We start from the raw sequence: 21,227 nt of genomic DNA, 5'->3' as shown, positions 1-21,227 counted from the left end.
TAGGCTTTGTCTGAAAAGTAGGTTCTGCTAATTTTTGCTATGTGACATCGGCATAGGTGCAATATGGCAGGACGCTACGAAATTACCGACTATGGTTGGTCCCTGATCGAAGACATTGTCTCGCCACCCCAGGTGATGGGCCGGCCCCGCCGGGATGACCGCCAAATGCTCAACGGGATCTTCTGGATCCTGTGCTCCGGCGCGAAATGGCGAGACCTCCCCGAACGGTATGGCCCCTGGAAGACCGTCTATCAGCGCTTTCGCCAGTGGCGAGACGACGGCACCTTCGACGCCTTGCTGTCACGCTTGCATCTTGAGCTGCGTGAAGATGGTCTGATGAATTTGGATACCTGGATGATCGATTCTACCGCTATCCGGGCAACCCGCGCCGCCTCGGGAGGTGGCAAAAAGGGGGATCAGGCGAACCCGTAGACCATGCGCTGGGCCGCAGCCGTGGCGGCCTGACCACCAAGCTCCATATGGTCTGCGATCGGAATGGCTATCCTCTGTCCTTCGTGTTGTCGCCCGGCCATCATGCTGATTCGAGCTATTTCATTCCCACGATGGAGACCATTCGATTGCCGAGCCCTCAGGGGCGGCCAAGGAAGCGTTGCCAACATATCGTGGCCGATAAGGGGTACGACAGTGATGCGCTGCGGCGCTACTGTGATCGGTATCGCATGCGTCCCACGATTGCTTATCGTCGGATGCATCGTAAGCCCCGACCAGGACTGCCGAGGATATTCGACAAGGTCAAATACCGGCAGCGCAACGTGATCGAGCGCTGCTTTGGCTGGCTGAAGGAGATCCGGCGGCTGTGCACGCGATACGACAAGTTGGCGAGCAGCTTCAGGGCAATGGTATGCCTGGCGTGCATAGTTCGTTGCTTGCGCGCTGACTTTTCAGACAAAGCCTAGCACCTCCTCCGGAATTTTGTCCGCCTCTCATCGAATGGCTTACCCTTGCCCCTCTGTGTCAGCATGAGAGAAGCAATGGCGGGTCCTGCATCGCATCGCCTTCCTTCCCATGTCGCGCTATTTCCCAATATCTCAAGGTGTTAACACAATGAATTTAAAGACTATCTCAGGTTGTATCGGCGCCTTGGTGCTGGCCCTCGTGGCTGTCGCTCCGGCGCTGGGCGCGACGACTCACGACAAGGCGGCGGGCGAGACCCCGACGGTGGTACTGCAAACCTCCAAGGGTGATATCACGCTGGAATTATTCAGCGAACGCGCTCCCATCACGGTCAAAAACTTCCTCGCCTATGTGGATGAGGGCTTCTACGGGGGAACCATTTTCCACCGCGTCATCCCCGGTTTCATGATCCAGGGTGGCGGGCTCACCGTCGATATGACGCGCAAGTCGACCAAGGCTCCAATCGAGAACGAAGCCGATAACGGCCTGACCAATCAGCGCGGCACGCTGGCGATGGCCCGCACCCAGAGCGTGAATAGCGCGACCGCCCAGTTCTTTATCAACGTTGCGGACAACGACTTTCTGAATCACGGGGTGCGCGGTTATGGCTATGCCGTTTTTGCCCGCGTGGTGGACGGCATGGACGTGGTCGATAGCATCGCCGAGGTATCTACCGACTCCCTCGAAGGGCGCCGCAATGTGCCCGAGCAGCCCATCGTGATCGAGCGCGTAGTGCGCAAGGAGTGAAAATGTAGGCGCCGCTGGCGAGCATCGGCCGCAGCCTGGCCAAGGCGCGTTTCTGGCAGTGCTTCGGTGACCAGGGGCAGGGCTGCATCGAGAGGCTATCGGGCAGGGGGCGCAGCACACGCTATCGTGTCATCGCCGGCTAAGCCCATCTCCACTTATTTCAGCAATAATGTCCAAGCCTTGGGCCTGGTGGTAGCGCTAAGCTATGCCTGTTGGCGTTCAGGAGGTGTGGCATGGCAAAGCATTCCAGCCAGTTTCGGTTCTTCAAGAGTCGGCATGTTCCCGAGCTTACGGTGCTCAAGGCGGCGATGAGCGATTTCAGCTATGACCGCCATGCCCATGAAGAATACGCCTTCGGCGTCACCCTCGCGGGGCGGCAGGATTTCTTCAGCGGCGGTGAGTTTCACCGCAGCCCGCCCGGCAACGTTATTCAATTCAATCCCGAGGAAGTGCATGACGGGCACTCGGGCGGCGAAAGCACGCTGGGGTATGTCATGGCCTACGTGGCTCCCCGCCAGCTCGAGGCGTTGTTTGCCGATGCGCTTGGGCGCGAGAGTGCAGGCAGGTTTAGAAGCGCTGAGACCCTGATACCGGACCCCGCGCTACGCCAAGCCATCCTGGAGCTGGTTCACCTGGTGACCCGTCAGGTAGGCAGTCGCATCGATCAGGAACAGGCCCTCTACCGAGTGGTGACGCGGCTCGTTCAGCGTGCCGGCAGGTTCCAGCCGGGCGGCATCGTCAGTCGACCCGACGCACTACTGAAACATGCCAAGGACTATATCCTCGCGCATCTCGAGGAGGATGTGTCGCTGGACGATATCAGCCAGGCCGCGCATCTCTCGAAGTACCATTTCCTGCGTCTGTTCCGTCAACAGTTCGGCATCACTCCGCACCAATACGTGCTCAACTGCCGAATCAATGCCGCCCGCAGCGCGCTGGAGACCGGCGCCGTGCCCAATGACGTGGCATTGCGTTATGGCTTTGCGGACCTCAGCCACTTCAATCGCCGCTTCAAGCGCATCTATGGCATGACGCCATATCAGTACCAGCGCAGCGTCATGCACTAATCGAGGTTCCTCCATGTTAGCGATCGTCGCCTATGCCCTGGGCGTCATGTACACGCCTGGGCCAGTGAATCTGCTTGGCCTGAATGCCGGGCTCAATGGGCAGGCCAGAGCCTCACTCGGTTTCTATCTCGGGGTGGGGCTGGCCATGCTCATCTTGTTTGTGGTGTTCGGCTGGGTTGGTGCTGCCTGGGTGCGCGGCGATATGCTAGCCGTGATTGGGGCGTTGGGTTGCGGATACATCTTCTATCTTGCCATCAAGATCGCCAGGTCAAGCATCGACTTGGGTTCCGTGCGCCAAGCACCGCGCGTGCTTCGCTTTCGCGACGGCCTGATCATGCAGCTATGCAACCCCAAGGGCATGATAGCGACACTGCCGATCGCGACGATTCAATTTCCAGCCGTAGGGATTCACGGCGTCAGCCTGATATTCTGGTCGCTTGGGCTGGCCGTTTTGGCGGTCGGAGCGCCCGGCAGTTATGCGCTGATCGGTGCCCTGCTTGGGAAGCGCATCGAGAACCCGAGAATCCTCAAGGGCTTCAGTCTCGCCATGTCAGCACTGTTGGCGGGCGTCTCCCTGTCGATCGGTTATGAGCATGTTTGGCTGCCGCTTTCGACGGGAATCAATTGACGGCAGCCTGTTCGCTCCCCAGCGAATGGCTTACCCTTGGCAACCCCTGTGTCGGCATGAGAGAAGCAATGGCTGGTTCTGCATCGCGTCGTCTTCCTTACCACGTCGCGGATACCATCAAGGGCTGGATCGTGGATCGTCAGCTGATGCCGGGCGACCGCCTGCCCAGCGAAGCCGAACTGATGGACACCCTGGACGTATCCAAGGGCACGATTCGCGAGAGCACCCGGGTGCTGGAAGCGCAGGGGTTGGTGGTGACGCGCACCGGTCCAGGCGGCGGGGTCTTCGTCTGCCAGATGAGCGAGTCGAAGGCGACCTCGCTGCTCAGCCATTACTTCTATTTCCAGGACATCTCGATCCGCGACATCTACCAGATCCGCCTGGCGCTGGAGCCCGAGCTGGCTGCATCGCTGGCCGGCAAGGTTGGCGCCGACGATCTGGCTCGCCTGCGCGAAAGCCTGCACAGCTACGCCACGCCGGCCCCCGACCTGGAGGACGAGCGCCAGCAGCACATCGACTCGCTGCGCTTCCACGAAATGCTGGCGGAGCTGGCCGGCGGCAACCCGTTGCTCTCGTTCATCATCCGCTTCACGGTACAGGTGCTCTCCGACCTGACCGTCTACCGGCACCTGTATGAACCGGGGGATCACCAGATCGGCCCCACCGGATGCCAGTATCATGCTCGGGTCCTGGATGCGATCGAGGCCGGCGAGGCCGACCTGGCCCGAGAGCTGATGCGCGAGCACCTGCTTTCGGCCCAGGCGGTAATGAACGACAACGAGGCCCAGGTGCGCCGCGGATTCCTGACCGGCTGACGCCGGGCCTCTCCCGGCATCAAGCCGCGTCGCGAGCTTGCTATGCCGCTTCCAGATCGCTGAGAAAGCGCATCAGCACGCGGGTGGCCCGCTCGGCATCCTCGGCCGTGATCGCCTCGTCCGGGTGATGGCTCAGCCCGTCCTTGCAGCGCACGAAGAGCATGCCGATATCGGTCATCGCGTGCATGGCCAGGCCGTCATGACCGGCACCGCTGAACAGGCGCTCGGCGGGTTCGTGGCAGGCCTGGCAGGCGCCCTCCAACGCCTCGATCAGCCACTCGGCGCAGGCCACTGCGTCAGCCTGGTAGGTGGACTCGATCTCGAGCTCGAGTCCACGCGCCTGGGCAAGGCGCCGGCAGGCGTCCAGGACCTCCCGGCTTCCCGTCTCCCGCACGTCGGCATCGGGGGAGCGCAGTTCCAGCGTGAAGGTCACCTCGGCGGGGATGACATTCACGGCGTTGGGGCGTACTTCCAGCTTTCCTACCACGCCGACGAAGTCCGGCGTGGCGTTCAACAGCCTATCCGCTTCCACCACCATCTCGGCCGCGCCCACCAGGGCATCGCGGCGGCCCGCCATGGGCGTGGTGCCGGCGTGCCCGGCCTTGCCAGTCACGGTCACGCGGTGGCGTTCGATACCGGTCAGCGAAGTGACGACGCCCACCGCCTGATCGCGTTGCTCCAGCACCGGCCCCTGCTCGATATGTACCTCGACGAAGCCGATCACCGATTCGGGCTTGCGGGCCAGTTGGGGAATATCTCTTGGCTTGCCGCCGAAGGCCTCGAGGGCATCGCCGAGGGACACGCCGTCCGCGTCTCGCGCCTCGAGGCTCGCGGGATCGAAGGTACCGGCCAGGGCGCGACTGCCGATCAAGGTCGACTGGAAGCGGGTGCCTTCCTCGTCGCCGAAGGCCACCACCTCGACCCCGTAGGGCAGCTCGACGCCGTCTTCCTTCAGCGCCTGCAAGGCCTGCAGCGGCAGGGCGACACCCAGCATGCCGTCGTACTTGCCGCCTTCGGCCACCGTATCCTGATGGGAACCCAGGATCAGCGTATTCTCGCCCGCCAGGGCGCGGGCATTGCGCCCCACCAGGTTGCCCGAAGCGTCGAGTTCCGGCGTCAGACCGGCCTGGCGCATCCAGTCGGCAATCAACTCCAGCACCTCGCGATGCTCGTCGGAGCAGAACAGGCGCGTGACGCCCGGACCGGGGAGGGAATGGAGTGCGGCCTCGTCCAGGCGCGCCATCAATTGGCGGCCCAAGGCCGCTTGTGTCGTGGAGTCGGTCATGGTCTCTCCTGAAATCATTGTTTGGGAAGCGAGGCGAGAAAGGCGGCGAACCCGGGATCACGAACGCGGCGCACCAGTGCGCGCAGCGCCTCGGCGGGAGCGTCGTCCCAGTCCACGCGCAGGTCGATCGGCGCGGCATCGAAGGACTCGATGCGCAGGGCGGCCGAGCGGGTGCCGCGGTTGTCGCCGCCGGCTTGCAGGGCGGCGTCCAGCGCCTCGATCAGGGTTTCCGGCAGGTGGGTCTCGTAGCCGTCGTGGTAGCGGGGCGGGGCGTTTCGGGACCACACGTCGTCGGGGTTGGCGCAGCTCAGCGCCAAAAACGTCCGCAGCAGTGTCGCCACCACCTGTTCATTAGCCAGCATGTTGCCGGCAGCGGCGGCCGTGGGGCGCAGTTCACTGGCGATCACGGGCAGGTTGTCGTGGCCGGTGTGCACTGCGGATTGGCCGTTGGCATCCATGACCAGGCACTGGCGAGATGACGCGCCGTCATCCCGCTGGACCACCCGCTGCAGGGCTTCTCGTGCGAAGTGGCCTTGGCGCAGCGCGTGGCGAACGCCCTCAGGATACCAGGGATTGGTGGCCAATCCCTGGGTGGCGCAGGCGCCCAGGCCACGCCAGACATGATGCACATAGCCGCCCACCGCTACGCCGCCGGTGGCGGTCAGCGCGGCGACCGTGCCGGTCGCCGGCTGCACATGGATCAGTGACAGGGTCATGGCGTGGCCTCAGTAACCGACGTAATGGCCGATCACCAGGCCGACCCAGCACAGGGCATAGACCAGCCCCATGAAGGGCATGATGGCCTTCAGCCACTTCTCGTAGGAAACCCGCCCCAGGGCCAGCATGGCCAGGGTGCCGCCGGAAGTGGGAACGATCAGGTTGGTCAGGCCATCGCCGACCTGAAAGGCGGTGATCATCAGCTGGCGGCTCATGCCTATCAGGTCGGCCACCGGAATCAGTATCGGCATGGTGACCAGCGCCTGGCCGGAGCCGGAGGGTATGAAGAGGTTGATCACGCCTTGCACCACACTGGCCGCGATCGCCGCCAGGGCACCGGGGATGCCCTGGATGAGGCTACTCAGCGCATGAACGATGGTATCGATGATCTGGGCTTCACTGAGAATCACCTGGATGGAAGCCGCCAGGCCGATCACCAGGGCGCCGGGGGTGACCTTGGACGCGCCTTCCATCATCTGTTTGACGATCTCGTTGGCGGAAAGACCATTGACGATGCCGATCACGATGGCGATCAGCAGGAACATGCCGGCGATCTCGTTGATGTACCAGCCCTGGGTGAAGACACCCACCAGCATCGCCGCCAGGCCCAGCACGAACACGCCCAGGATCATCTTGTCGCGCCGGGAGAGCCGATACTCATCCAGGGATTTGCTCATCGCCTTGGTGTCGTCGGGCTCCTCGAAGTCCATCTTGACGACCCATTTGCAGATGTACAAAGACAACAGGGCCAGCGCAGAGACCACCAGCAAGGTGCGCAGCCACGCGCCGGAGAAGGTGGGCAATTCGGCGATGCCCTGGGCCACGCCCACGGTATAGGGATTGATGGGCGAGAGTGCGAAGCCGACACCGATGCCGCCCACGGCCATGGTGGTACCGACCAGACTCGAGCAGCCGATGGCGCTGGCGATCAACACCGCGATGGGGACCAGGGCGATATTGTTCTCGAAGCCTACGGCTACGCCGAAGAAGCCATAGATGAAGGTACCCGCCGTGATGATGACATTGCGTCGCTCGACGCCGACCTTGTTCACCCCCACGCCGATCGCGTTCTCGAGCGCGCCGGTGCGCTGCAGGATGTGGAACAACCCGCCGGCAATGAACACGATGAACAGGTAGAGCGACGCCTCGTTCAAGCCGCGTGGAACGGCGACGAAGATGCCGAAAGGCGAGATGGGGTCCACGTCGGACAGGTATTGGAAGGAGCCTGGCACCACTTGAGTGCGGCCGCCCTGCTCGACCCGCTCGTACTCACCGGCCGGCACCACGAAGGTGAGGGCGTAGGTGGCCAGCAGGATCATGAAGATCAGTACCATGGGATCGGGTACTGTCCGGTACCACTTCTTCTTGCGCTGTGGCTGCGCTTGCTCGTTTGTACTCATGTCATTGTCCTTGTTCGCCGGGCGCCGGCGAGGGGAGTACCGACGCTTACGAGCAATTTATCATGATAAATTGCTCGGTCAAGGAATGAGACCGGGATTGGCGCCGCACGGCCGTTGCTTCCAAGTAAGGATGTGCTTACCGGTTCAGGGAAGGGGCGGTGTGGGTTGCCGCGCGATTGGGTTGGGCTTGGATCAGGCACCACTGAGACTCACCCACGGCGTAGCCAGGCGAGTCTCAGCGCTTCACGTCGGCCCCGTGCTTTTGTCGCAACGGGTCGAGTAGCGGGCTCAGGCCGTTATGGTCGATCTCGTGCATCAGATGGAGTAGCTGGCCGATCTCCCCGCGCGGAAAGCCCTCTCGCGCAAACCAGTTGAGATAAGGGCCGGGTAGGTCGGCGATCAGCCGCCCTTCGTACTTGCCGAAGGGCATCTTGCGGGTGACCAACTTTTCGAGGTCCTCGGGCTTCACTCGTTGGGTTCCTGTGTCATTTCGCGTGCATTGCACCGTTATGCTGCTTGGTCCAAAATATACCAATTATTGGTATTTGTGAGGTGGCATCATGCAAAAGAATACCAGCATCACTCTAGGCCAACATTTTGATGCGTTCATTGCAGGACAGCTCAAAACGGGCCGATACAGCTCAACCAGCGAAGTCGTCCGTGCAGGGTTGCGTCTGCTCGAAGAGTCCGAGACCCGCCTGACCACACTCCGCAAGCTGCTCAAGGAAGGTGAGGATAGTGGTTTTGAAGACTACTCCTATGACGCGTTTATTCGTGAGCTGGATAACGAAGGACGCTGATGGCGAACTTCAAGCTTTCCAGGAAGGCCAAAGCTGATCTCAAAGCTATTGCTCTGTACACGGAACGTAGATGGGGCCGAGATCAACGAAACCACTACATTCTCCAGTTCGATCAATGTTTTCATCTTTTGGGCGAAAATCCGACCTTGGGGCAAACCTGCGATGAGATAAGCCATGGCTACCGACAGTACCCTCAGGGCAGCCACATCATTTTCTATCGGTTAGTCGAGAGGGATGTTGTTGAAATTATCCGTATCCTGCACAAGCGCATGTTGCCCGAGGGGCATTTGCTGTAGGGCCGTCAGGCCCAGGACCCGCAAAGGGTTTTCATTCGGTCTGCTCTTGGCGCAGCGGGTCGAACAGGGGCTCAGGCCGTCATGGTCGATCTCGTGCATCAGGTGGAGTAGCTGGCCGATCTCGCCGCGCGGAAAGCCCTCGCGGGCGAAGCAGTTGAGGTGAGGCCGGGCAGATCAGCGATCAGCCGGCCTTTTTATTTTTCGAAGGGCATGTGTCGTGTGATAAGGCTACGCTAGGATACTTGTTGAATTGTTAAGCTCTTCGTAATTTTGATGCTAGTTGATTATTGTGGTCCCCGTTTTTTGTCCTCTGTTATGGCTCTCCTTAAATATTTTTCGGCGTCACGCAAGTTTATTTCTGCAAACGGGTCAGTGTCAGCGGTCTTTGTGGCGGCGTTGCGAAGGAGAATTATGCTATCTTTTAACAAGCGCTTTCTAGTTTCGTGTAAGTCTGAGGAAATAGCTTCATGGAATCTAGCTATGCCCATTCTAAGAAGTCCAAGGTTTTCTGGTTTTCCATTCTTAACTGCTTGGGATATATAGTTGTCACCTTGGCTTAAGTATCCTTTTCTATATGAAGCCAGAGCCATTGTAAGATTTGCATCAGCGTTTTTAGGCTCAATGGCAAGTGCTCTTTCTGCAAGCTTTATGGCTTTGTCAATGTTTCTCGCTTTTACCATCATGAACCAAGCATAGCGATCATGAAGATAGCTGTTGTGAGGATCTTCTTTTATGGCTTCTTCATACCACTCAATAGCTTCTTCAATATCGCCACGTGCTCCTGCAACTTTGGCAGCACGCGCGGACGGTGTCCTAAATGCTTCGTCTACGCGATCTTTTATATACTCTCGATGGGCTTTTTCAGATCTTAGTGCAAGATTCTCAACTTTGTTTGCGACGTCTTTTATTTTGCTTTTTTCTCTGCCGCCGAGCTCTTCAATTTTTATTTTAAAGAAATCGACAGCAAACCCTTCTATTTCCATTTGGTAGTCGCTTCCATATTCCGTTATTTGACCGAAGTATGTTTCGTAAAAACTGTTTAGCCATTCCGTATGTGGAACTTCCAGTTCGCGACAGACCCATCCTACCGTCCTGGAATTTAAAGGGACATCAAGACAGGTTATGCTAAGAAAAACACTTCTATGAGACTCAGTCATTCTCATCCAGGCATCTTCATAAAGGAATTCACTTAAACCTTCTGTCGATTCCTGCATTACAGTTGCATATGCATCATCAAGGCTTCCTTTTGTTGCCCCCACGTGTCTCGCCATAACGTCTATAAGTAGTGGCTTACGACCTAGATTTTTTGCAATTTTTCTGAGTCGCGCGTCCCCTGCTTGAATTATTGCATCTGCAGAATATTCTTCACCAAGCCTTCTTAGCAAACGAAGAGCATCTATTTCCTTCATAGGCAATAGTTCTATTTGGCGAGCTTCAATTTTTTCACGCCTTCGTGAGGTCATTATTACCCTAGCGACCTTGCGCGAAATTTGTGCTACAAGTTTTGCTAAATCTTCTTCTTCTCCAAGCTTCCTAGCCATGGTTTCCGTATTGTCTAACACAAGGAGCACGTCATCTCTTTCAAGACCAGCGTCGCGTAAATTCGTTGCTACTCTGTCTACTAGAGCGCGACCCTGGGTTTGGTACCATGTTTTAGAAAGAGAGTCTTCAAAAACTAATAGTAGTTCTCTTATAGAATCTTCAACAGCTGTTGATATGCTCTTGAAATGAATTATTCCACTGGTTGTCCACTTTGTTAGCTTAGCGGAATAATAGCTGACGACGGTGGGGGGGCTGCCTGATAGTTCAGTTTCATCATCAAGGAGGTTGTTTACAATCTCTAGAACTAGGGTTGTTTTTCCAACTCCTCCATCTCCGTATATAAGACAGGCCCGCGATTCGCAGTCTACCAGCCAATCAAGGAGCTCATCTTGCTCTTCCCTTCTTCCTTCAAATATCGAAGATTGTCGTGTGGGAACATTTGCAAGTATTGTATTTTTTTTGCCATTAGCTGTTATGTTGCGGGAATGAAATTTTCCATGGGGCTCGGGAAGAAAAGTAACGGTTCTAGCGCCATCTGGAACATCGAGGCGCATTGAAGGAGATTTTTCCCAGTTTAGAAGTTGGGCCTCAATAGACCAAAGGCCTCTTTTATTTCGAAAGTTTCTGATGACTATAGGTTGTTTTTCCGCATCAATAGGTGTTAATAGTGTTAGCCTCCCTGCTGGGGTTTGAACTGATGCACTGCCATCATCAAGTTTTTTTGGCAAGATATCTTCAAGGACGTGTAAGATTTTGTTAGCGAGATGTTCGGTTCTGGAAGACCACTCTTGCGTTAACTGTTCATCCATTACTCCATGGCCTAACCTGTCGTTTCGAAAAGCAACCCATTGCTGAAGATCTCGTGATAAAGCTTGCTCGGGTTCTCCTCCTTTCAGTTTGTAGGACTCAAACCAGCCAGTTGCAAGAGAAGGCCAGAAATAACTTCTTAATCTTGGTATGAGTTCATCTAAGATATAAATTGAATCGCCGTCAGAGGGATGGTGAAGCCTTCTGAGAATTCCGTTTAAATCTAACCCTTCGTCTGATAAAAAGTTCTCGGAATAAATTTCTATTATTGAAACAGCGGCTACTTGGGTTGTTGATCTGATGAATGAGCACAGGTGTTGAAATTTTTTTGCTTCATCCTCTGTTTGTCGTGCGCTTGCAAGAATATTTCTATATTTGTGTAACATGAGTTCCCTGTTTTATTCATGCTCATAAAATAAAATTTAAGATGGCTAAGGTTGTATTTAATAACCATCTGCTCATGGCTTTTATTAAAAGCCTAACCCACTCACCCGCGTCACTTCCCTTAACACCGTCTCATCCAATATCCCTCGTCCGCTTTCCACTAATGTAAACCAATTTTTCGCACGTGTAACACCCGTGTAGACCAATTCTCTAGTCAGGATCGGGTTGGGTGAGTCCGGCAGCACCAGGGCGGTGTGGGTGAATTCGGAGCCCTGGGACTTGTGCACGGTCATCGCAAATACGGTTTCCACCGTTTGCAGGCGGCTGGGGAGGACCCATTTGATGCGGCCGCTGCCGTCGCCGGCGGGGAAGGCGACACGGGGCAGCCAGGGGTTGTCTGGCTGGCGGGCGTTGGGCAGGGCGAGGGTGATGCCGATGTCGCCGTTCATCAGGCCGAGGCCGTAGTCGTTGCGGGTAACCAGCACCGGGCGGCCGGGGTACCAGCCTCTTTCGATGTCCCTGTCGCCGGCGGAGATCAGCCCCTGGCGCTTGAGCGCGGCGGCGATACGCTGGTTGAGGCCTTCCACGCCCCACGGGCCCTTGCGCAGTGCGCACAGCACCTGGAAGTGGCTGTGGGCGTCGAGAACGGCGCGAGCCCAGGCGTCGAAGACATCCTTGTCCGCTGCCAGGCTGGCATCCGCGGGTGGCCGTTGCTGGTTGAGCACGTCGAGGTAATGGCGATAACCGCTGGGCGGCGGAAGCTCGCCGTCGCGACCTTGGCGGCCCTGCCCGTTTTTGAGAAAGCCTGCTGGGTTACCGTCGACCACCAGCCGGTCGAAGGCCGGGTCGTCGGTATCCGTCAGTGTCAGGTGGGCGATATCGGCATAGCGCGGTTGCGCTGCGGCGCCGAGCACCTGGCGCACGGCGCGCTTCTTGTCCTTGGGTGAATGCCCGTCGTCCAGCGGGGCGTTCACCGCCTGGGCGAGCTGGCCGATGCCGCTTTCGGCATCGAAGCGGTGGCTGACACGCAGCATGGTAATGGCTTGATCCAGCGGCTGGCCGTGGGTATCGATGTAGCGTTCGGGCAGCGTGTCGCCGGTGGCTGCCTGTAGCCAGGCGGCGGTCGCCGGGGTGTAGTGGGCACCGTCGGCGCGCTGGCACAGATCGCCGAGCACGGCGCCGGCTTCCACCGAGGCGAGCTGGTCCTTGTCGCCGAGCAGCACCAGCCGCGCCCGCAGCGGCAGGGCGTCGAGCAGGGCGGCCATCATCTCGATATCCACCATCGAGGCTTCGTCGACCACCAGCACGTCGAGTGCCAGGCGGTTGTCGGCGTGATGGCGGAAGTGCCGGGTGTCCGGCCTCGATCCTAAAAGCCGGTGCAACGTAGTGACCTCGGTGGGAATCGCTGCCTTGAGCGTGGAGAGGTCGATGCCATCACCGCTGCCGGTGTTGGCCAGCTCCACCAGCGAGAGGTTCGCGACCTGCTTGGCGATGGATTCGTTAAGGCGCGCGGCGGCTTTACCCGTCGGGGCCGCCAGGCGAATGCGCAGCGCTCTCCCGCTTTCACCCAGTTGCAGCGCTTGCAGCAGCGCCAGCAGCTTGACCACGGTGGTGGTCTTGCCGGTACCGGGGCCGCCGGTGATCACCGAGAAATTCGCGCGAGCGGCCAGGGCGCAGGCGATTTTCTGCCAATCCAGCGTTTCGGCGTCGCCGCTGGCCGGGCCGAACAGCGCATCCAGCGCGTGGCGCAGGGACTCGGCAGCCGGGCCGCTGTCGTCCGGCGCGCTCAGGCGGGCCTGTAGCGTATGGCGAATGTCCTGCTCGTACTGCCAGTAGCGGCGCAGGTAAAGCCGGGTGCCGTGGGTGCCGTCAGGCTGTGGGCTATTCCAGCGCACCAGCGGCGTGCTGGCGTCTGCATCGGCCTGGCCATTGGCGACCAGTGGCGGATGGTCGAGGGCGGCCTGCCAGGCGGGGAGCGTCACGTCGGCGAGTACCTGGCTGGGCAACGGCGGCGGGTCGCTGAGATCGTCGCCTTCCGGCGGCAGCGAGAGCGCCAGGTCCGGGGCGTGGAGCGTCAGGTCGAGGTCGAGGCACACGTGCCCGCGGCCGAGCTGGTGGCTGGCCAGTGCGGCGGCGAGCAGCAACAGCGGCGGGGCGTCGGGCACTTCGCGATGCAGAAATACTACCAGCGCACGATCCAGCGCACGAAGCCAGCCGCGTTGCACCCAGCGTTCGAGCAGGGCCAGCAGCGATTCGACATCGTTTAGCCAGGCCACCGCTTCATCGCCTTTAGGCTCTTCGAGGCCCGAGAAAAGATCCTTCATGCGTGGGCCTCCGTGGTGGTCGGCTCGGCGGCGTTCGCGCCCTGGAACAGCACATCCAGCGATTCGATCAATTCACGCGGGGGGCGCTCGGCATGCACGCCACGACTGGCGGCGTTCGTGCCGCGTAGGAATACGGTCAGCGAGCCGCCGATATGGCGGTCATAATCGTAATCCGCCAAGCGCGCCTTTAGCAGCCGGTGCAGGGCCAGCAGATAGAGCGCGTATTGCAGGTCGTAGCGCTTGCCGGCTACCGCCAGGCGCATGGCCTCCGGCGTATAGGCGTCGTCGTCCGGCCCCAAGTGGTTGGATTTCCAGTCGGCGACGTAGTAGCGGCCCTCGAACTCGAAGACCAGGTCGATAAAGCCCTTGAGCATGCCGTTGAGACGGTCGCGGTCGGCGCGTGGGCGCGGCGTGTTGCCCAGCGTGTGGCGGCAGACCAGGTCGTCCAGCATGCGGGTGTCGACCTCGCTGGCGGCGAACCAGAATTCCAGCTCGACCTGATAGGTCGAGAGCGCGTCCAGGCGCAGGTCGGATGCGCCTGCCTCGACTGCCGGCAAGGGCAGCAGCGTGGTGAGCAGTGCGCCGAGCCAGTCGTGCAGGGTGGGAATCCATTGAGTCCAGCCGCGCAGGTTGCAGCGCCGTGCCAGGGTGTCTTCCAGCGCAGCGGGCTGCGTCGCCACGTTGGCAAAGCCCTGCTGGCCGGCCCATTCCAGCAGCCCATGCAGGAACGTGCCTGGCCCCGGCCCGCGCGGGAACTTGTGAAGCGAGGGGGCCGGCTCGCTGACGGTGGCGCTGTCGCGGGGCTCTTCCATCACCTCGACCGCGGTGGCCTCGACGGCGGTGGTGGGCTCGAACGGCGCGGTGTCAGTGGCGGCCGCGCTCATGGCTTGCGGCTCGATGGCCGACGCCTCGCCGGAAAAGCGCAGCGCCGAGTAGCTGGCGATCCACCAGTGTTCGCGGGCCGGGCGGACCGGCGTCAGGGCGTCGCCGAGGGCCTCGTCGTGCTCGGCCAGGGCGATTACGCGCGACTCGATGGTGGGCGCTGGGGCGAGGGCGATCGCCTCGCAGTCGCCCTTGAGGGTGGCCAGCGCGGCACCGAAGGCGGCGGGGTCGAGGCTCTCGCCATTGGCCAGGAGCTGGCCGATGGCGCTGCTCTCCAGGCCCTTGAGCGGCGCCATGCCCAGCCAGGTGGCGTGGCGCGCGCGGGTCAGGGCGACGTAGAGCTTGCGCAGGTCCTCGCCCAGGCGCTCGCGGTCGGCGATGGCCAGGGTCGCGTCGTCGGCGTCCAGGCTGATGCGCAACTGGCCGTTGTCGTCGTGCCAGCGTAGCGGCGAGTCGTCGGGCTTTTTAGGGCGGTGACCGCAGATGAACGGCAGGAACACCAGCGGGTACTCTAGCCCCTTGGACTTGTGGATGGTGATCACCTGGACCAGGTCGGCGTCGCTCTCCAGGCGCAGCTTGTGAGTGTCGCCCTGGTCGTCCGGGTTGGCGCGGGATTCGGCGAGAAAGCGGATTAGCGCATGCTCGCCGTCGAGTTCCTGGCTGGCCTGTTGCAACAATTCGCCGAGGTGCAACAGGTCCGTCAGCCAGCGCTCACCTTCACTGGCCGGGCCACCGGCCAGCAGCCGGGCGGGCACCGCGAAGTCATTCATCAGCCGGCGCACCAGCGGCAGCACGCCCTGGGTCTGCCACAGGCGGTGGTAGTCGCGGAACTGCATGACCCGGTCTTCCCAGGCCAGTTCATCGGCGTTCATGGCATCCAGCGCGGCGATGTCGAGCCCCAGCGCGGGCATCGCCAGCGCGGTGCGCAGCAGTCTATCCCCCGTATTTGAAGAAGAGCCGGGCTCGGCGCAGGCCCTCAGCCAGGCCTCGAGCTGGGCGGCCATGAATGATGCGAACACCTTGTCCTTGTCGGAGAGATAGACGCTCTTCACCCCGCGCCGGGCCAGGGCCTGGCGGATCGCGCGGGCCTCGCCGAGGCCGTTGACCAGCACCGCCATGTCCGAGGGTTTCACGGCGGTGAAGGCGTCGTCGCTGCTGCTATCCATAAACCCGGCGCGGCCGCTTTGGCCCTGTTCGAGCAGGGTCGCCATCGCCGTGGCGCAGCGTTCGGCCATCTCGGCGTGGTAGGCGGTCTTGGCCAGCGGCTCGTCGGCATCGAGCTGCCACAGGGTCATCGCCGGCAGCGGCTGGCCGTCCAGCGTGAAGGCGTCCTTGCGGCCTTTGGCTTTCACCCCTTGGAAAGGAACCGAATTGCTCCCGTCAGCCTGCTTGAACAGAAAGGCGCCGGGCGGATGCTGCTCGGCGACGTCGAAACAGCGATTGACGGCCTCGACCATCGGCCGGGCGGAGCGGAAGTTGGTGCCCAGGGTGACGTGGCGGCCGGCGGTGTCGTGGCGCGCGCGCAGGTAGGTGTAGATGTCGGCGCCGCGGAAGGCGTAGATCGCCTGCTTGGGATCGCCGATCAGGAATAGCCCGGTCTCGGGGTGATTCTCGGCGATGCGGTAGACGCCATCGAAGATGCGGTATTGCACCGGGTCGGTGTCCTGGAACTCGTCGACCATCGCCACCGGAAACTGGCGGCGAATCTGTGCGCTCAGCGCCGCGCCGTTGGGGCCGGCCAGGGCGCGGTCGAGGTGCGTCATCAGCTCGTTGGGGCCCATCTCGGCGCGGCGTTCCTGCTCGCGGTCCAGCCGCGCCCGGCACCAGTGCACGGCGTGGGTCAGCAAATCGGCACGCGGGTCGGGCAGGGCGTCGAGCTGGGCCGGAAGCTCGGCCAGCGCCGCCAGCGCCGGGTGGTCGGGCGGCTCGCCCTTGAGCCAGATCTCGGCCATGCCGTCCGGCGTCAGGCGCTTCCAGGCGGCGGGCGTCAGCGCCGGGCGAAGCGCCTCGCCCTGGCACCAGTCGCGTAGCGCGCCCAGCCAGTTGGCGCGGCTCTTGCTGTTGAAGTTCTGGCCCTTGAAGGCCTTCTGCTTGGCCGCTTCCTCGAACAGGGCCTCGCACTCGTCGACCCAGGCGGCCCACGGCGCCTTGAGCTCGGCGAGGCGATTGTCGATCTCACTCTGGGTCTGCCTGAGCGTCTGTTCGGGGGGCGCGACGTTGCCGGGCAGCGCGTCGCACTCCGGCAGCAGGCGGCGCACCTGGGCGTGCAGGGCTTCCGGCGAGTCCCAGTAGCGGGTGACGATGGCCAGCGCGTCGGCGTCCATCGGGTAGTAGAAGCTGCGCCAGTAGTCGCGCACCACCTCGGCCTCGAGCTCGGTCTGGTCGGTTTCCAGGTTCAGCGAGAACAGGCTGCCGCTGTCGAAGGCATGCTCGCGCAGCATGCGATAGCACCAGCTATGGATGGTCGACACCGCGGCCTCGTCCATCCACTCGGCGGCGAGTTGCAGGCGTCGCGCGCAGGCGGGCCAGCTGGCTTCATCGTAGTCATCGCGCAGTTGCAGTAGCAGCGGATCGAGCCCGTTCGAAGGGGCTGAGCCGGGGGCAGACCTACGCGGAGGCGCTGTGACCCCCTCCCTGGGCGCTACATTCGACATCCCTGTCGAATGACCTCCGTTTCGATCTGCCCCCGGCGCCCCGCCTAGGTTAGGTGAGGGGGTGGACGTCTGTAAAAAGACGCCGGCGGCCTCGACCAGCCGTGTGCGAATACGCTCGCGCAGCTCCTGGGTGGCGGCGTTGGTAAAGGTGACGACCAGGATCTCCGGCGGTGTCAGCGGGCGGGCGAAGGCGGCGTCGTCCTGGTCGCTCCTCGCGCCGAGCACCAGGCGCACGTAGAGCAGGGCGATGGTGAAGGTCTTGCCGGTGCCGGCGCTGGCTTCAATAAGCCGACTGCCATGTAGGGGAAAGGCCAGCGGATCTAACGGGGTGACATCGCTCATTATGCGCCTCCCTTGACGGCGTGCTGCACCGGGGCCAGCAGTCGCTCGGCGAGTTCGGCGAAGTCGTCCGTGGTGCCGCGCTGGGCGTCTTTGAGCGCGGCGAAGCTCGGCCAGCGGTGGGCCAGGTAGGGGTTGCGGCCGACCTCGCCGGGATCGTGGTAGCCGTCGCCTTCATAGGCCTTCATTGCCGCCTTCCAGGCGTCACTGTCCGCGTCGCTTGCCGGCGCGCCCTCCTTGCCCAGCCAGGCGAAGGCGGTGGCGATGGCCAGCGGCAGTGGTGCGCGCATGCCGCTCTGCCAGGCGGCGATCAGCTCGCGCAGGTGGCCTCGGGCGATATCGGGGTCGAGCGGCGGCAAGGTGACGTGGCCGGCCTTGGAGAGCAGCACGGTGGTCATGGGGTGATCGTCGAGATGCCCGGCCAGGTGCGCGACCCAGGGCCGCAGCAGGTGCTGCCATTGATACTGGCGCTTTTTGATCAGGCTGCTGCTGGTGAGCAGCAATCGGCAGCGTTGGCCGGCGTCGTTGCGGCGCAGGTTGTCCAGCCAATCCTCCAGCAGCACTCCGTCGGGGCGTGCAAGGCGCATGAGTTGCGGTTCGTCGATGGTGTGCGGCCATTCATCGAGTGCCTCGCGATAGGCCGCGAATAACTCGTCCATCGGTTCAGCCAGCGTTTCACGCATGCGCTCGCCGAAGGCGCCGATGGCCAGCACGCCTTGGCCGGCGAGGCGTTCCAGCGCGTCGTGCAGGGCGCCTTCGCGAGGTTGCCCGTCGTCGATAGCGCGGCGCTGGGCCTGGATCAGACAATCCTGGAGTTGCCAGTTTTCCAGGCCGTTCAGGGTGAAGGGCTCCTGGTCGAGGCTGGTGACGTCTTCCTGTTCGAGGAAGACCTTGAGGCGGGTATTGAAGAATGCCTTGGCCGGGTCGCGCAGGAAGCTTCCGAGTTGAGCCAAGGTGAGAGGACTCTCCTGCTCGAACTCACTGAGTTCTCCGGCTTCCGCCGGCGGAGCGGCATTGCCATGCACGGCGCGCCACTCGTGGGCGTAGGTAATCAGCCGCCGGTCGGGCACGCTGCGCGCGGCGAGGCGTTCGTGGGCCGGGAAGTAGACGCGGCTGAACGGTTGCAAAGGATGCACGGTGGTAAGTTCGTCGAGCAGATCGTTGTCGGCCGCTGCCCGCCAGCCGGCCTCGAGGTGGTCGCGCAACTGGCCGACCAGCACCGAGGGCGGCTTCTCGCTGTTGTCGATGATATTGCGCCCGACCCAGCTCACGTAGAGCTGCCGGCGCGCGGAGAGCAGCGCCTCGAGGAACAGGTAGCGGTCGTCCTCGCGCCGCGAGCGGTCGCCGGGGCGGTAGTCGCCGCCCATCAGGTCGAAGTCCAGCGGTGGCTGGCTGCGCGGGTAGTCGCCGTCGTTCATGCCCAGCAGGCAGACGCGCTTGAAGGGGATCGCGCGCATCGGCATCAGGGTGGCGAAGTTGACCGCGCCGGCCATGAAGCGTTGTGACAGGCTCTGTTCGTCGATCTGCGCCAGCCAATGCTCGCGCACGATGGACAGTGGCAGCGCACGGGTCAGGCCGGCATCCAGCGTGCTCTCTTGCCAGCTTTGCAGGGCCAGTTCGAGCTGCGAGAGTACCAGACTGTCGCGAGCCTCCTCGGCCAGGAAGCAGGCGTCGAGCAGCTCGCGCAGGCGCGCGCCCCAGCCGGCCACGTCGGTGTCTTCGCGCAGGATGCGCCACTGCCGGGCGAGGGTCTCCAGCAGGGCCGCCAGCGGCCCGGCCAGCTGCGCCTCCAGCCCGCCGATGTCGTCGAACGGTTCGATGCCCTGCCAGGCGCCGTCGGCGGCGCTGCCCACGGCGTAGCCCAGCAGCAGGCGGCGCAGGCCGAAGGTCCAGGTGTTCTGTTCCAGGCCGCCGGGCAGGTCGAGGCTCTGGCGCTGGCGGCCGTCGAGCCCCCAGCGGATGCCGGCGCCCTGGATCCAGCGCTGCAGCGTCGGCAGGTGGTCTTCCTCGATGCCGAAGCGCGCACGCAGCGCGGGCACCTCCAGCAGGTCGAGCAGGTCGCTGACCGACAGGCGCAGCTCGGGCAGGCGCAGCAGCTTTTCCAGCGCGATCAGTAGCGCCACGCGATGGCGCTGGCCCTGGTCCGACAGCGTGTAGGGAATGTGGCGCGGGTCGTCGCTGGGCACCTGGCCGAAGACCGCCTGGATATGCGGCGCGTAGCGGTCGATGTCCGGCACCATGACGATGATGTCGCGCGGGCGCAGCGCGGGGTCGGCGCTGAACGCGGCGAGCAGCTGGTCGTGGAGGATCTCGACCTCGCGCTGCGGGCTGTGGGCGACGTGGAAGACGATGGAGTCGTCGCGGGCGCCGTCCACCGCCGGCCAGTGTTCGCGGGTCTCGGGCAGTGGACGCAGCTCGCGGATGTCGTCCTGCAACTGATGCAGTAGGCAGTTCTCACCCGGCGATTCGAACAGGTCGATGCGCAGCGAATCGGCGGCGAACAGGCCCTGGTAGGCCTGGGCGTCATCGTGTTCGTCGAGCAGGCGCAGGTAGTCGCGCCCCTGCTTGCCCCAGGCGGCCAGTAGCGGCTGGGCGTGCAGGTGTAAATCGCCCTCGCCATCGCCGTCACCCAGCACGTCCAGGCGCTCGGGCATGCCGGCCTTGCGTGTCTGGCGGTAGCGCGTCGCCCGCAGCAGGTCCTTGTGCTCGATGATATCGGCCCAGTAATGCTGGCAGGGGTTGTGCACGCAGAGCACTACCTGGCAGCAGCGCGCGATGGCGGCCAGCGCTTCGAGTGCCTGCTGGGGCAGCGACGAGATGCCGAACACCATCACCCGGCGTGGCAGGCCGGGCGGGCGGCTATCCGGCGTGAGCGACTGGGCGGCATCAAGGAAGCGCCGATGGACCATGGCGCGGCTGGAGTCGATGCCGTCGGCGCCGACGTCTTCGCGCAACGCCCGCCAGAGGGCGGGCTGCCAGTGTTGTTCGTCGGGTAGTGGATGCGCTTCGCCACGCGCCGAGATCAGTACGTCTTCGCCGCGACCCCAGGCATCCAGCCAATCGGCGCGATAGACCTGGTACTGGTCGAACAGGTCGGCCAGGCGTTCGGCGAGCTGGTGGTGCTTGCGCAGGTCGCCATCGTCGTCGAGGAACTGCTTGAGCGGGGCGAAGACTTCCTGTGTCATCAGTTCCGGCAGCAGGCGCAGCAAGCGCCAGATCAGGCGCGATTTGTCGAACGGCGAGGTCGGTGGTACCGCCTGGGGATCATGCTCGGCATGAGTCAGCACCGTGCGGTAGGCCTGCCACAGGAAACGCGCCGGCAGGGTCACGTCGAGCGCGGCGGCGATGCCGGTGCCGCCATCCTGCGTATCGGCGGCCAACGCCAGCTTCATCCACTGGCTGATGCCGTTGCTCTGCACCAGGATCGTCTCGTTCTCCAGCGGCGTGAGCGGGTGGCGCTTCATCCATTCCACCGCCACGCCGCGCAGATCTTCCAGGCGATTGCCGTGGATGACCATGAAACCGGGCTGGAGATCGGGCGTGGCGGCAACGGGCATGGGAATCCTTTGGCGTGCGAGTGCGGAGTAGCGATCCCTTATGGTGCCCCAGTGGAGGGAGGGAGCAA

At 62.3% G+C, this 21,227-nt stretch carries 15 protein-coding genes and 1 pseudogene; 7 read left to right on the top strand and 9 right to left on the bottom strand.

Translation table 11 applies throughout. The features are described 5' to 3' along the window. Positions 1–63: 63 nt before the first annotated feature. From BLR92_RS15170 to BLR92_RS15150, 5 genes are all read left to right on the top strand, one after another. A protein-coding gene (locus BLR92_RS15170) for an IS5 family transposase (protein ID WP_175488723.1) occupies positions 64–917 on the top strand; the annotation gives its coding sequence in 2 pieces (ribosomal slippage) (positions 64–406 and positions 406–917; 855 coding nt in all). Between the two features lie 148 nt (positions 918–1,065). Beyond that, entirely contained in the window at positions 1,066–1,662 is a 597-nt protein-coding gene (locus BLR92_RS15165) for a peptidylprolyl isomerase (protein ID WP_089730073.1), read from the top strand. A gap of 233 nt (positions 1,663–1,895) precedes the next feature. Beyond that, positions 1,896–2,729 carry an AraC family transcriptional regulator gene (locus tag BLR92_RS15160; RefSeq protein WP_089730071.1) on the top strand — a complete coding sequence of 278 codons (834 nt, stop codon included), beginning with the start codon at positions 1,896–1,898 and terminating at the stop codon, positions 2,727–2,729. A 13-nt stretch (positions 2,730–2,742) separates the two neighbouring features. Continuing rightward, positions 2,743–3,357 (top strand): LysE family translocator, encoded by a 615-nt coding sequence (locus tag BLR92_RS15155; RefSeq protein WP_089730069.1) that lies wholly within the window; start codon positions 2,743–2,745, stop codon positions 3,355–3,357. 68 nt (positions 3,358–3,425) lie between these two features. Further along, entirely contained in the window at positions 3,426–4,172 is a 747-nt protein-coding gene (locus BLR92_RS15150; protein WP_089730067.1) for a FadR/GntR family transcriptional regulator, read from the top strand. 40 nt (positions 4,173–4,212) lie between these two features. Here the strand turns inward: BLR92_RS15150 and BLR92_RS15145 are convergent, their stop codons facing one another. From BLR92_RS15145 to BLR92_RS15130, 4 genes are all read right to left on the bottom strand, one after another. Further along, entirely contained in the window at positions 4,213–5,457 is a 1,245-nt protein-coding gene (locus BLR92_RS15145; protein ID WP_217636600.1) for an allantoate amidohydrolase, read from the bottom strand. A gap of 14 nt (positions 5,458–5,471) precedes the next feature. Continuing rightward, positions 5,472–6,173: a DUF1028 domain-containing protein gene (locus tag BLR92_RS15140; protein WP_089730063.1), complete on the bottom strand. Its 702-nt coding sequence runs from the start codon at positions 6,171–6,173 to the stop codon at positions 5,472–5,474. Positions 6,174–6,182: 9 nt separating this feature from the next. Further along, the gene (locus BLR92_RS15135) at positions 6,183–7,574 is read right to left on the bottom strand and encodes a YfcC family protein (RefSeq protein ID WP_089730061.1); all 1,392 of its coding nucleotides are present in this window, start codon (positions 7,572–7,574) and stop codon (positions 6,183–6,185) included. Positions 7,575–7,809: 235 nt separating this feature from the next. Next, positions 7,810–8,043: a DUF3820 family protein gene (locus tag BLR92_RS15130; protein ID WP_089730059.1), complete on the bottom strand. Its 234-nt coding sequence runs from the start codon at positions 8,041–8,043 to the stop codon at positions 7,810–7,812. Between the two features lie 91 nt (positions 8,044–8,134). On the opposite strand from BLR92_RS15130, the gene BLR92_RS15125 reads away from it, so the two are divergent. Beyond that, positions 8,135–8,374 carry a type II toxin-antitoxin system ParD family antitoxin gene (locus BLR92_RS15125; RefSeq protein ID WP_089730057.1) on the top strand — a complete coding sequence of 80 codons (240 nt, stop codon included), beginning with the start codon at positions 8,135–8,137 and terminating at the stop codon, positions 8,372–8,374. After that, the gene (locus tag BLR92_RS15120; RefSeq protein WP_089730055.1) at positions 8,374–8,670 is read left to right on the top strand and encodes a type II toxin-antitoxin system RelE/ParE family toxin; all 297 of its coding nucleotides are present in this window, start codon (positions 8,374–8,376) and stop codon (positions 8,668–8,670) included. Before BLR92_RS15125 ends, BLR92_RS15120 begins: the two co-directional genes overlap by 1 nt. Positions 8,671–8,701: 31 nt before the next feature. Here BLR92_RS15120 and BLR92_RS19835 read toward each other — a convergent pair. From BLR92_RS19835 to recC, 5 genes and pseudogenes are all read right to left on the bottom strand, one after another. Then, positions 8,702–8,882, bottom strand: a pseudogene (locus BLR92_RS19835) (DUF3820 family protein). A gap of 72 nt (positions 8,883–8,954) precedes the next feature. Further along, on the bottom strand, positions 8,955–11,405 hold the full coding sequence (locus BLR92_RS19590) for a P-loop domain-containing protein (protein WP_139171609.1): 2,451 nt from the start codon (positions 11,403–11,405) through the stop codon (positions 8,955–8,957). Between the two features lie 84 nt (positions 11,406–11,489). After that, positions 11,490–13,727, bottom strand: coding sequence for an exodeoxyribonuclease V subunit alpha (gene recD, locus BLR92_RS15110; RefSeq protein ID WP_089730053.1), 2,238 nt, complete (start codon positions 13,725–13,727; stop codon positions 11,490–11,492). Further along, positions 13,724–17,605, bottom strand: coding sequence for an exodeoxyribonuclease V subunit beta (gene recB, locus BLR92_RS15105; RefSeq protein ID WP_089730051.1), 3,882 nt, complete (start codon positions 17,603–17,605; stop codon positions 13,724–13,726). The genes recD and recB overlap by 4 nt, the downstream gene beginning before the upstream one ends. Then, on the bottom strand, positions 17,605–21,159 hold the full coding sequence (gene recC / locus BLR92_RS15100) for an exodeoxyribonuclease V subunit gamma (RefSeq protein WP_089730049.1): 3,555 nt from the start codon (positions 21,157–21,159) through the stop codon (positions 17,605–17,607). Before recC ends, recB begins: the two co-directional genes overlap by 1 nt. Positions 21,160–21,227 lie beyond the last annotated feature (68 nt).

Source organism: Modicisalibacter muralis (genome assembly GCF_900102945.1).
In the GTDB taxonomy this organism is placed as follows: Bacteria; Pseudomonadota; Gammaproteobacteria; order Pseudomonadales; family Halomonadaceae; genus Modicisalibacter; species Modicisalibacter muralis.
This window is presented reverse-complemented; position numbering and strand designations above follow the sequence as displayed.

Coding starts and splice junctions, on each gene's coding strand:
- recC (WP_089730049.1), bottom strand. CDS start 21,159: ATGCCCGTTGCCGCCACGCCCGATCTCCAGCCCGGTTTCATGGTCATC.
- BLR92_RS15160 (WP_089730071.1), top strand. CDS start 1,896: ATGGCAAAGCATTCCAGCCAGTTTCGGTTCTTCAAGAGTCGGCATGTT.
- BLR92_RS15140 (WP_089730063.1), bottom strand. CDS start 6,173: ATGACCCTGTCACTGATCCATGTGCAGCCGGCGACCGGCACGGTCGCC.
- BLR92_RS15155 (WP_089730069.1), top strand. CDS start 2,743: ATGTTAGCGATCGTCGCCTATGCCCTGGGCGTCATGTACACGCCTGGG.
- BLR92_RS15165 (WP_089730073.1), top strand. CDS start 1,066: ATGAATTTAAAGACTATCTCAGGTTGTATCGGCGCCTTGGTGCTGGCC.
- BLR92_RS15125 (WP_089730057.1), top strand. CDS start 8,135: ATGCAAAAGAATACCAGCATCACTCTAGGCCAACATTTTGATGCGTTC.
- recB (WP_089730051.1), bottom strand. CDS start 17,605: ATGAGCGATGTCACCCCGTTAGATCCGCTGGCCTTTCCCCTACATGGC.
- BLR92_RS19590 (WP_139171609.1), bottom strand. CDS start 11,405: ATGTTACACAAATATAGAAATATTCTTGCAAGCGCACGACAAACAGAG.
- recD (WP_089730053.1), bottom strand. CDS start 13,727: ATGAAGGATCTTTTCTCGGGCCTCGAAGAGCCTAAAGGCGATGAAGCG.
- BLR92_RS15120 (WP_089730055.1), top strand. CDS start 8,374: ATGGCGAACTTCAAGCTTTCCAGGAAGGCCAAAGCTGATCTCAAAGCT.
- BLR92_RS15150 (WP_089730067.1), top strand. CDS start 3,426: ATGGCTGGTTCTGCATCGCGTCGTCTTCCTTACCACGTCGCGGATACC.
- BLR92_RS15145 (WP_217636600.1), bottom strand. CDS start 5,457: ATGACCGACTCCACGACACAAGCGGCCTTGGGCCGCCAATTGATGGCG.
- BLR92_RS15135 (WP_089730061.1), bottom strand. CDS start 7,574: ATGAGTACAAACGAGCAAGCGCAGCCACAGCGCAAGAAGAAGTGGTAC.